14 protein-coding genes are annotated in these 9870 nt (G+C 66.0%); 7 read left to right on the top strand and 7 right to left on the bottom strand.

The window, feature by feature from the left end; translation table 11 throughout:
* On the bottom strand, window positions 1-938 hold a 938-nt coding region (locus VDP82_RS08810), incomplete at its 3' end, for an L-threonylcarbamoyladenylate synthase (protein ID WP_323014477.1).
* Between the two features lie 68 nt (window positions 939-1006).
* Between VDP82_RS08810 and VDP82_RS08805 the strand changes: the two genes are divergently transcribed.
* From VDP82_RS08805 to VDP82_RS08785, 5 genes are all read left to right on the top strand, one after another.
* Window positions 1007-1954, top strand: coding sequence for a histone deacetylase family protein (locus VDP82_RS08805; RefSeq protein WP_323014476.1), 948 nt, complete (start codon window positions 1007-1009; stop codon window positions 1952-1954).
* Between the two features lie 10 nt (window positions 1955-1964).
* Window positions 1965-2207 carry an exodeoxyribonuclease VII small subunit gene (locus VDP82_RS08800; protein WP_323014475.1) on the top strand — a complete coding sequence of 81 codons (243 nt, stop codon included), beginning with the start codon at window positions 1965-1967 and terminating at the stop codon, window positions 2205-2207.
* A gap of 16 nt (window positions 2208-2223) precedes the next feature.
* Window positions 2224-2814: an SCO family protein gene (locus tag VDP82_RS08795; protein WP_323014474.1), complete on the top strand. Its 591-nt coding sequence runs from the start codon at window positions 2224-2226 to the stop codon at window positions 2812-2814.
* The gene (locus VDP82_RS08790) at window positions 2811-3545 is read left to right on the top strand and encodes a TlyA family RNA methyltransferase (protein WP_323014473.1); all 735 of its coding nucleotides are present in this window, start codon (window positions 2811-2813) and stop codon (window positions 3543-3545) included. The genes VDP82_RS08795 and VDP82_RS08790 overlap by 4 nt, the downstream gene beginning before the upstream one ends.
* Window positions 3546-3610: 65 nt before the next feature.
* Entirely contained in the window at window positions 3611-3913 is a 303-nt protein-coding gene (locus VDP82_RS08785; protein WP_323014472.1) for an alkylphosphonate utilization protein, read from the top strand.
* 157 nt (window positions 3914-4070) lie between these two features.
* Here VDP82_RS08785 and aroC read toward each other — a convergent pair whose 3' ends face one another.
* The 5 genes from aroC to VDP82_RS08760 form a co-directional block, all read right to left on the bottom strand.
* Window positions 4071-5186 carry a chorismate synthase gene (gene aroC, locus VDP82_RS08780; RefSeq protein ID WP_323014471.1) on the bottom strand — a complete coding sequence of 372 codons (1116 nt, stop codon included), beginning with the start codon at window positions 5184-5186 and terminating at the stop codon, window positions 4071-4073.
* A gap of 49 nt (window positions 5187-5235) precedes the next feature.
* Entirely contained in the window at window positions 5236-5628 is a 393-nt protein-coding gene (locus VDP82_RS08775) for a type II toxin-antitoxin system VapC family toxin (RefSeq protein ID WP_416347093.1), read from the bottom strand.
* A 14-nt stretch (window positions 5629-5642) separates the two neighbouring features.
* Window positions 5643-5900 carry an AbrB/MazE/SpoVT family DNA-binding domain-containing protein gene (locus tag VDP82_RS08770; protein ID WP_323014469.1) on the bottom strand — a complete coding sequence of 86 codons (258 nt, stop codon included), beginning with the start codon at window positions 5898-5900 and terminating at the stop codon, window positions 5643-5645.
* A 61-nt stretch (window positions 5901-5961) separates the two neighbouring features.
* Complete coding sequence (locus tag VDP82_RS08765) at window positions 5962-6585, bottom strand: histidine phosphatase family protein (protein ID WP_323014468.1); 624 nt, start codon at window positions 6583-6585, stop codon at window positions 5962-5964.
* A gap of 48 nt (window positions 6586-6633) precedes the next feature.
* A complete protein-coding gene (locus VDP82_RS08760; RefSeq protein WP_323014467.1) occupies window positions 6634-7437 on the bottom strand; it encodes an enoyl-ACP reductase FabI in 804 nt (267 codons plus the stop codon).
* A 104-nt stretch (window positions 7438-7541) separates the two neighbouring features.
* On the opposite strand from VDP82_RS08760, the gene VDP82_RS08755 reads away from it, so the two are divergent.
* Together VDP82_RS08755 and VDP82_RS08750 are read left to right on the top strand one after the other, a co-directional pair.
* A complete protein-coding gene (locus tag VDP82_RS08755) occupies window positions 7542-8957 on the top strand; it encodes an FAD-binding oxidoreductase (RefSeq protein ID WP_323014466.1) in 1416 nt (471 codons plus the stop codon).
* A 66-nt stretch (window positions 8958-9023) separates the two neighbouring features.
* On the top strand, window positions 9024-9581 hold the full coding sequence (locus VDP82_RS08750; protein WP_323014465.1) for a hemerythrin domain-containing protein: 558 nt from the start codon (window positions 9024-9026) through the stop codon (window positions 9579-9581).
* 10 nt (window positions 9582-9591) lie between these two features.
* Here VDP82_RS08750 and VDP82_RS08745 read toward each other — a convergent pair.
* Window positions 9592-9870 (bottom strand): SOS response-associated peptidase family protein (locus tag VDP82_RS08745; RefSeq protein WP_323014464.1); only part of this gene is annotated, 279 nt, incomplete at its 5' end.

Genomic DNA, 9870 nt, shown 5'->3' with positions numbered 1-9870 from the left:
GCCGCCCGGGCCAGCCGGTCGTTGATCGCCTCGCCCAGTCCCGTCTCAGGCACCGGCGCCACCGCGATGGTCTCCATCCCCTTCGCATCCAGTTCATGCAGCATGGCGAAGAGATTGCGCGCCGCCTCGCGCACATCGCCAGCCGGCGAGAGGTTGCGCATCGGCCCGGCGAAATCGGGGACCGGGCCAAAGGCCAGATAGGCTTCCCCCGCCATCGGCTCGGCATTGAGCCGCATCCGGGCGCGGGGCGCATAGTGGCTCAGCATCATGCCCGGCGCGGCGATGCCCGCCTCCTTGCCGGCCAGAGTGACCTTGCGGCCCAGCGCCGCCTCGATGTCCTCGCGCGCCAGCGCCCCGGCGCGCAATTGCACCAGCGCGTCGTTCTCGATGCGCAGAATGGTGGATTCCACCCCCGCTATGCACGGCCCGCCATCGAGCACCGGCACCCGGTCGCCAAACCCCCGGCGCACCTGTTCGGCGCTGGTGGGCGAGAGCTTTCCCGAAGGATTGGCCGAGGGCGCGGCGAGCGGACGGCCCACTGCGGCGATCAGCTCGCGCGCCAGGGGATGGGCCGGAATGCGGATGCCGACGCTGTCGAGCCCGGCCCTGACCACATCGGCCAGCCCGTTGCCTTGTTTTGCCTTCAGCACCAGCGTCAGCGGACCGGGCCAGAGCCGGGCCGCCTCCCGCGCCAGCGGGGGGAATTCGGCCAGTGTCTCGGCCATGGCGAGATCGGCGCAATGCACGATCAGCGGGTTGAAGCGCGGCCGCCCCTTGGTCTCGTAGATGGAGAGCACCGCATCGGCATTGGTGGCGTCGGCCCCCAGCCCATAGACGGTTTCGGTGGGGAAAGCGCAGACGCGGCCGGCGCGCAGGATGGCGGCTGCCTCCGCGACGCTGCGGGGATGGGGGGACGGAGGAGTGCTCGGGCGCGACATGGCGTCTGTTTGACAATGCCGCCGGGGCGCGTCAAGACGAGAATATGCGCCAGAGGAGCTAGCCCCGCGTGACCACGCTGCTCGTCAGCCAAGCCAATTTCACCGATCATCGTACGCCCGAAGGCCATGTCGAGCGCGCCGACCGCATCCGCGCGGTCGAGGAGGCGCTGGCGCGGCCGCGTTTCGACGCGCTTTTGCGTCGCGAGGCGCCCATGGGCGATCTCATGCTGGCCGAGCTGGTGCATGAGCGGGCCTATCTGGACATCCTGCGCCAGGCCCGCCCCGCCGAGGGCATCGGGCAGATCGACCGCAACACCTATATTTCTTCCGGCTCGCTGGGTGCCGTCGCCACCAGCCTGGGCGGTGCGCTGGCGGCGCTGGATGCCGTCATTCTGGGCGAGGCCGACAATGCCTTCTGCGCCATCCGCCCGCCCGGCCATCATGCCGAACGCGCCGCGCCGGGGGGCTTCTGCCTCATCAACACCGTGGCCATTACCGCGCGCGAGGCGCAGCGCAAATATGGCGCCGAGCGCATCGCCATCGTCGATTTCGACGTGCATCACGGCAATGGCACGCAGGACATTTTCGCCGCCGATCCCGATATCCTCTACATCTCCAGCCACCAGATGCCGCTCTATCCCGGCACCGGCAAGGCCGACGAGAGGGGCGTGGGCAATATTCTCAACATCCCCCTTCCCGCCCAGAGCGACGGAGCGCTGATGCGCGAGGCCTATTCAGGGCTGGTGTTTCCGGCGCTGCACGATTTCGCCCCCGACATAATGCTGCTCTCGGCCGGCTTCGATGCCCATATCCGCGATGGGGTGGCCCAGCTCAACTGGCGCTCGGACGATTTCGGCTGGCTCACGGGCAAGTTGATGGATGTGGCCGAAAGCCGCTGCGGCAACCGCATTGTGTCGCTGCTCGAGGGGGGGTATGACCTCAAGGGCCTGGCCGGGGGCGTTTCGCACCATGTCGCCATGCTGATGGACGGCGCCATCGGGCGCCTGGACGATTAGGGACAGATCCATGGCGGACAATGACGACGTCAAGACGATGAGCTTCGAGGCCGCCCTGGCCCAGCTGGAAGAGATCGTGGGCAAGCTGGAATCGGGGCGCGCGCCGCTGGCCGAATCCATCGCCATCTACGAGCGGGGCGAAGCGCTCAAGGCCCATTGCGAGGCGCTGCTGCGCACCGCCGAAGCCCGCATCGAAAAGATCACCCTCTCGCGTGACGGCAAGCCCACCGGCACCGAGCCGCTGGACGCCTGAGAAAGCCGCGACCGCCATGAACCTGCGCACATTCCGCATCATCCTCTGGGCGCTCGTCGGCGTTGTCGCCATCGCCGCCACCGCCCTCTATCTGTTCCAGCCGCCCGCCCGCCCGCTGGGCGTCACCGGACAGGCTTTCGCGCTCAATTCCACCAAGGGCGGCGCCTTTACCCAGGACGATCTGCGCGGCACGCCGAGCATGATCTTCTTCGGCTACACCTATTGCCCCGATGTGTGCCCGACCACGCTGGCCGAAACCACCGCCTGGCGGGCCCAACTGGGCGTGAGCGCCGATGAGTTGCGCATCATCTTCGTCACCGTCGATCCCGAGCGCGACACGCTCGACATGGTGCGCGATTATGTCGAGGGGTTCGACCCCACCATTATCGGGCTTGTCGGGCACGACCTCACCCAGACCGAGAACGTCAAGCGCGCCTTCGGCGTGTTCTCGGAAAAGGTTGGCGAGCCGGACGATCCCTATTACCTGGTCAACCACACCGCCCTCACCTTCCTTATCGACAAGGACGGCGCCTTCAAGGGCACCATCGCCTATGAGGAAGCCTCCGACACCGCCATAGGCAAGCTCAAGCTGCTGCTGGGCAAATGAACGGGCGCATCAGGCTCGACCTGGCGCTGGAGCAGCGCGGCCTGTTGCCCAGCCGCGCCCGGGCCCGCGACGCCATCCTGCGCGGCACCGTGTCGGTCAATGGCGCGCCGGCGAGCAAGCCCAACCAGATGGTCGGCCCGGCCGACCGCCTGACCCTTGCCGATCCGGCGGCCGATTACATCTCCCGCGCCGCGCTCAAACTCATCGCCGGGCTCGATGCCGGCGCCATCGCCCCGGCGGGGCTGGTGTGCCTGGATGTTGGCGCTTCGACCGGCGGCTTCACCCAGGTGCTGGTCGCGCGCGGCGCCGCCCGCGTCTATGCCGTCGATGTCGGCCATGGCCAGTTGCATGAGCGCCTGCGCGCCGAAAAGCGCGTCGTCAGCCTGGAAGGGCTCAATGCGCGCCTTTTGACGCGCGCGGAAATCGCCGAGCCCATCGACCTGCTTGTGTGCGACATCAGCTTCGTCTCGGTGGCCAAGGTGCTCGCCGCCCCTCTGGCGCTTTGCGCCCCCCAGGCCCGCGCCATCATCCTCTTCAAGCCGCAATTCGAGGTGGGGCGCGAGCATGTCGGCAAGGGCGGCATCGTCACCGATGCCGAGGCCGTCGAGGCAGCGCTGGCCGAAACCATCGCCTTTGTCGAAGCGCAGGGCTTTGCCCACATCCTCTCCACCCCCTCCCCCATCGCCGGCGGCGACGGCAACCGCGAGACCGTGCTAGTCTTCGCGCGCTGATTTGTCTTTACCCCGCTTCTGGGCTACGCAGCTTCCACCCCCCTATTTCCCAAGAGGAGCGCGCCATGGCCGCCGACAATGACGACTATGTTTACGACGAGGTGAGCGGGGAATGGCGCCCGGCTTCCGAACTCGCCGCCCAGGCCGCCGCCGCCCCCGCCGTGCTCGACGCCTCGGGCAATGTGCTGGCCGATTGGGACTCGGTGGTCCTCATCAAGGATCTCAAGGTCAAGGGCGCCGGGCAGACCCTCAAGCAGGGCACCGTCATCAAGACGATCCGCCTCACCGACAACCCCGAAGAAATCGACTGCCGCCACGACGCCATCAAGGGGCTGGTGCTGCGCACGGAATTCGTACGCAAACGCTGAGAGGGGCCTCCCCGCCCACCGGCGCTGCCCGCGGACGCAATCCGCGGGCCACTTTCCGCAAATACCATAAAAAGGGCTCTCCAGCAGGCCCATGGGTCACGCCCGTGGGCAGAGCCTGAGGTTTTTAAGAACGCAGAGCCCTGGCCCGAAGACCACCCTAACCCCGCTCGAATCCCACCGGGCCCTCGCGCCCGGTCTGGCCGCGATGGCGCAGGAAGTGGTCGGCCAGCACCAGCGCCATCATCGCCTCGCCCACCGGCACGGCGCGAATGCCCACGCAGGGGTCGTGCCTTCCCTTGGTGACGATATCGGTATCCTGGTTGGCCGTGGTCACCGTCTGGCGCGGCGTCAGGATGGACGAGGTGGGCTTGACGGCGAACCGGCACACGATGGGGTCGCCATTGGAAATGCCGCCCAATATGCCCCCGGCATGGTTGGCGAGGAAATAGGGGCGCTCGGCCCCTGCCCGCATCTGGTCGGCATTGTCGACCCCGGTGAGGCTCGCCGCCTCGAAGCCGGCGCCGATTTCCACGCCCTTGACCGCATTGATGCTCATCATGGCCGAGGCCAGGTCGGCGCTCAATTTGCCATAGACCGGCGCGCCCCAGCCCACCGGCACGCCCTCGGCCACCACCTCGATCACCGCCCCCACCGAATTGCCGCTTTTGCGCAACCCGTCGAGATAATCGGCCCAGAGCGCGGCCGCCTTGGCGTCGGCGCAAAAGAACGGATTCTCACCCACCTGCGCCCAATCGAAATTGGCGTAGTCGATTTTATGCGGCCCCATCTGCACAAGGCTGGCGCGGATGGTCACCCCCGCCAGCACCTGCCGCGCCACCGCCCCCGCCGCCACCCGCGCCGCGGTTTCGCGCGCCGAGGTGCGCCCGCCGCCGCGATAATCGCGGATGCCGTATTTCTGGTCATAGGTGTAATCGGCGTGGCCGGGTCGGTATTTGTCGCGAATCTCCGAATAATCCTTGGAGCGCTGGTCGGTGTTCTCGATCAGCAGCGAGATCGGCGTGCCGGTGGTGCGGGGGCCGTCGGTGCGCTCGTCCTCGAACACGCCTGAGAGAATTTTCACCTCGTCGGGCTCGCGCCTTTGCGTGGTGAATTTCGATTGCCCCGGCTTGCGCCGGTCGAGGTCGCGCTGGATCATCTCGGGCGTCAGCCGCAGGCCCGGCGGGCAGCCATCCACCACCACGCCCAGCGCCGGCCCATGGCTTTCGCCCCAGGTGGTGAAGCGGAAAAGTTGCCCGAAACTATTGAAAGACATGGCGTGGCCCCTTGGATTGTCGGCTTTCTAGGCAGGCCGGGCCTTCAGGTCAATCGAGCCAGTTCTCAAGGCGCAATCCCGGCACCCGCGAAAACTCCCCGACATTGGCGGTGATGAGGGTGAGATCCAGCGCCAGGGCATGGGCAGCAATGAAGAGGTCGTTGGGGCCAATGGGGGTGCCCTGTCGCACCAGATGGGCGCGCAGCCAGCCATAATAGAAATCGGCGGGTGGCCCGAAGGGCAGGATGGTTATGCTGCCCAGCAGCAATTCCAGATTACGCTCCAGGCGAGGAGAAGACCTTTTGGCAAAGCCGAACTGAATTTCGGCAGAGGTGAGAACGCTGATACATGCCCGGTCCACCCCGAAGGCCACCAGCCTGGAGCGGGCTTTTCCCTCATGCGGATCGCGGATCAGGGCCGATACGACATTGGTGTCGAGCATGCCCTTGATGAGGCTCAAAGCTCCACATCCCGCAGGGGCAGCAGATCATCATCGGTAATGTCGGGCCATTCGTCTTCGGTCAACGGCTCCATTTGGTCGAGGGCATCGAGCAGCGATTTTTTGGGCTCGACGATGAGCGTTGTTCCCTCACGCCTTATGGTCACTTCGCCCGAAGGCAGTTCAAAACCTTCCGGCAGGACGACGATTTGCGTTCCATCAGCAGTCCGTTCCAGCCTGGCGATAGCCGCTTTTATCGGTTTGATCTCGTTCACGCGCGCCTCCTTTGGAAGCCATATCCTTCAAGATAGGCTCAAACCGGCGCTCCAACAATCCTCAGAGCCCGTCTGCGCCGATCAGCTCCATCCTGCCGGGGGTGAAATGCATGATGACATCCTGCGGCGGGGCCCAGTTGATGACGTCGAGGATGGGCGCGCGCTCGATCAGCACGCGCAGCGTGCGGGCGATGCCGCCATGGGCGACGATCACCGAGGGGCCCTTGAGCACGGCGGCAAATTCGCCCAGGCGCGCTTCCACGTCGCGGTAATTCTCGCCGTTTTCGGGGCGGAAATCCCAATAGGTCTCGTCACGCTGGCCCGGCGCCACCGCCATATTGGCCGGCAATTCCTCGAAACGGCTGCCTTCGAGTACGCCGAAGGAAATCTCCATCAGCCGCACGTCGTACTGCACTTCGGGCAGGTGCTGGGAAAAGCCCAGGCGCACCCGCTCCATGGTTTCGCGGGTGCGGCCCAGGGGCGAGGCATGCCACTCGAAAGCCTGCGGATCGAGCCCGCGCGCGGCAAACAGCGCCGCCAGCGTCCGGCCATTATTGTTGGCCTGGCCGCGGCCCTTGTCGTTGAGGGGGATATCCTTGCGCCCCTGATAGCGGCGTTCGGCGTTCCAGGGCGTTTCACCATGCCGGATGAAATAGATTTCCGGCCAGACAAGGGCAGTCATCATGCCTCCAGCGCCATCTTTCCGGCGCGTCCAGAGTGGAAGGAATCCGGCTTATTCGCCGGCGTTCGGGTCGTCGAGCAGCTTCATGCCGACCACGTTGAAGCCAGCGTCGACATAATGGATTTCCCCGGTGACGCCGCCGGCCAGGTCCGAGAGCAGATAGGTGGCCGCGCCCCCGACATCGTCGATATCGACATTCTTGCGCAGGGCCGAATTGGCCTCCTGCCAGTGCAGCATGTCTCTGAGGCCCGAAATGCCCGAGGCGGCAAGCGTCTTGATGGCGCCGGCGGAGATGGCGTTGACGCGGATGCCCTTCTTGCCCATGTCGACGGCGAGATAGCGCACCGAGGCTTCCAGCGCCGCCTTGGCCACGCCCATCACATTATAGTTCGGCACATATTTGACCGCGCCGTAATAGGTGAGCGTCAGCAGCGCCCCACCGGGGGTCATCAGCGCCTCGGCGCGCTTGGCCACGGCGGTGAAGGAATAGACCGAGATATCCATGGTCAGGGCGAAATTGTCGCGGCTGGTCTCGATATAGCGCCCTTCCAGCTCGTCCTTGTTGGAAAAGCCGATGGCATGGACGACGAAATCGAGCCCACCCCATTTTTCCTTGATCTGGCGGAAGGTCTCGTCCATCGCCGCTTCATTAGTCACGTCGCATTCGACCAGGAAGTCCGAGCCCACTTCGGCGGCCAGCGGCTCGACGCGGCGCTTGAGCGCCTCGCCCTGGTAGGAAAAGGCCATTTCGGCGCCCTGGGCATGCAATTGCTTGGCGATGCCCCAGGCGATGGAGCGGTTATTGGCCAGGCCCATGATGAGACCGCGCTTGCCTGCCATCAATCCGGTGGCCATTGCTTTTTATCCCTTGCTGGAGTCGTTGCGCCGGTTGTGGCACATGGGAAGGCATAGGGGCAAGTTCGCCGCCCCGCAAATGCCCGCCAGCCTCCGGTTTTCCCATGCCCCTTTCGTCCCAAGCCATCCTTGCCCAGCTCACCGCCCTTGTCGGCCCCGAAAGCGTCATCGGCGAGGTGGAGAAAATGGGGGCATGGCTCAACGAGCCGCGCCGCCGCTTTCACATCCCGGCCGCCGCCGTGGTCCGCCCCGCCACTGTCGAGCAGGTGCAGGCCATTGCCCGCTGGGCCAATGCGGCCGGGGTGGGCCTCATTCCCCAGGGCGGCAATACCGGCCTTGTGGGGGCGCAGGTGCCGTTGCGCGGCGACGAGGTGATCGTCAGCCTTGCCCGGCTCGATCGCATCCGCGCCATCGATGTCGCCGCCGGCACCATGACGGCCGAGGCCGGGGTGATCCTGGAAACCGCCCACGCCGCCGCCGAGGCCGAAAACACCATTTTCCCGCTCTGGCTGGCCTCGCAGGGCTCGGCCCGCATCGGGGGCGTGCTGTCCTCCAATGCCGGCGGGGTCAATGTGCTCGCCTATGGCAATGCGCGCGAATTGACCATGGGCGTCGAGGCGGTGCTGGCCGATGGGCGGCTCTATCGGGGCCTCAATTCGCTCAAGAAGGACAATACCGGCTACGACCTCAAGGACTTGCTGGTCGGGGCCGAGGGCACGCTGGGCATCATCACCGCCGCGACGCTGAAAATCTTCCCCAAGCCCGAGGATTACGAAACCTGCCTCGTCAATCTCACCGGCCCCGAGGCGGCGCTGGATCTCTTCCAGATGCTGCGGGCGCGCATCGGGGGCCGGCTCAACGCCTTCGAGATCGTGCCGGCCATCGGGCTCGACATGCAGTTGCGCCACGGCTTTCTCGACCGCGACCCCACCGCCGGCCCCTCCCCCTGGTATGGGCTGGTCGAGGTGTCGCGCATGCAAGGAAGCGAGCCCGGCGCGCTGATGGACGCCATCGAGGCGGCCTTTGGCACGGGGATGATCGAGAATGCCGTCTTCGCCGAATCGCTGGAGGAGCGCACCCGCATGTGGGCCTTCCGCGAGCAGATGAGCGAGGTGCAGTCGAGGGAAGGTGCCTCGATCAAGCATGACGTTTCGGTGCCCATCGCCGCCGTGCCGCGCCTCATCGCCGAGGGCAGCGCCGCCGCGCTGCGCCTTTGCCCCGGCATTCGTCCGGTGCCGTTCGGGCATATGGGCGATGGCAATATCCACTTCAATTTCAGCCAGCCCGCCGGGGCCGATCCCAAGGCCTTCATGGCCCAATATGACGAGGCCATGCACGAGGCGATCTATGAGGTGGTGTTGCGGCTGGGCGGTTCGATTTCGGCCGAGCACGGCATCGGCCAGCTCAAGACCGGCCTGCTCAGGCAGGTGAAGGACCCCGTTGCGCTGGAGATGATGGCCGCCATCAAGACCGCGCTCGACCCCAAAGGCATCCTCAACCCCGGCAAGATGCTGGGCTGATAGCGCTCCCCGGTCACACCCATGTGCGTTCTTGCGCCGGGAGCGGGGCCGCCCCATCTATCGCCCATGCTTGACGATATCGAATTCCTCGACGACGCCACCCGCCCGCCGGCGCAGAAGCTCGAAGGGCTGCGGCCCGAGCAGCGCGCGGCCGGCGAACACCTCAAACAGATCCACGATCATCTGCGCCACAATATGGTGGTGCTGGGCCAGCTCATCGAGCGCGCCAATGCCGGCTCGGTGACGCCGGCCGAGATCGCCGCCGAGACCGGCGATCTGGCCATGGTCGCCAATTTCCGCCGCTTCGGCAATCTGTGCGGGCAATATTGCCAGTTCGTGCACACCCATCATTCCATCGAGGACGCGCATCTGTTTCCGGCGCTGGCCCAGCAGGGCCCGGCCTTCAAGGCCATCGCCGACCGGCTGCAAGCCGAGCATGTGGTGGTGCACGAGTTGCTGATCCGCCTCATCGACGCCCTCAACGCGCTCGCCGCCGAGCCTACCCCGCAGCGCTTCGCCGACACCAAAACCGTCTATCATGCCCTCGAAAAAGTCCTCCTCTCCCATCTGGGCTACGAGGAAGACGCCATGGGCGACGCGCTGGGCTATTTCGGCATCATGTAGAGGGAGCCTCTCAGAACAGGCTCATCTGCCCGCTTCTGGGCGGCGGCGGCGCCGGCTTTTCCAGCGTCACCGCCTCGATCAGGCCGGGATCGTCGTCGCGGGCGGAATTGACCCGGCGCGAGACGGGGTGAAACTTCAGCGCCCCGTCCGCCAGAGGCAGGGCCAGTTGCGCCGCCTCGCGCGCGCGCACATTGGCCCCGTCCAGCCAGGCCTCGATGGCCTCGCCCTCCAATATGGCCGGCATGCGGTCATGCACCACCGACAATTGCCCATTGGCCGGCACGGTGAT

Source organism: Devosia sp., from assembly GCF_034675085.1.
In the GTDB taxonomy this organism is placed as follows: domain Bacteria; phylum Pseudomonadota; class Alphaproteobacteria; order Rhizobiales; family Devosiaceae; genus Devosia.
This window is presented reverse-complemented; position numbering and strand designations above follow the sequence as displayed.

What these genes read in the sequence shown, in the direction of transcription:
- VDP82_RS08800 (WP_323014475.1), top strand. Translation starts at nt 1,965, where the DNA reads ATGGCGGACAATGACGACGTCAAGACGATGAGCTTCGAGGCCGCCCTG.
- VDP82_RS08795 (WP_323014474.1), top strand. Translation starts at nt 2,224, where the DNA reads ATGAACCTGCGCACATTCCGCATCATCCTCTGGGCGCTCGTCGGCGTT.
- VDP82_RS08790 (WP_323014473.1), top strand. Translation starts at nt 2,811, where the DNA reads ATGAACGGGCGCATCAGGCTCGACCTGGCGCTGGAGCAGCGCGGCCTG.
- VDP82_RS08785 (WP_323014472.1), top strand. Translation starts at nt 3,611, where the DNA reads ATGGCCGCCGACAATGACGACTATGTTTACGACGAGGTGAGCGGGGAA.
- aroC (WP_323014471.1), bottom strand. Translation starts at nt 5,186, where the DNA reads ATGTCTTTCAATAGTTTCGGGCAACTTTTCCGCTTCACCACCTGGGGC.
- VDP82_RS08775 (WP_416347093.1), bottom strand. Translation starts at nt 5,628, where the DNA reads ATGCTCGACACCAATGTCGTATCGGCCCTGATCCGCGATCCGCATGAG.
- VDP82_RS08765 (WP_323014468.1), bottom strand. Translation starts at nt 6,585, where the DNA reads ATGATGACTGCCCTTGTCTGGCCGGAAATCTATTTCATCCGGCATGGT.
- VDP82_RS08760 (WP_323014467.1), bottom strand. Translation starts at nt 7,437, where the DNA reads ATGGCCACCGGATTGATGGCAGGCAAGCGCGGTCTCATCATGGGCCTG.
- VDP82_RS08755 (WP_323014466.1), top strand. Translation starts at nt 7,542, where the DNA reads ATGCCCCTTTCGTCCCAAGCCATCCTTGCCCAGCTCACCGCCCTTGTC.
- VDP82_RS08750 (WP_323014465.1), top strand. Translation starts at nt 9,024, where the DNA reads ATGCTTGACGATATCGAATTCCTCGACGACGCCACCCGCCCGCCGGCG.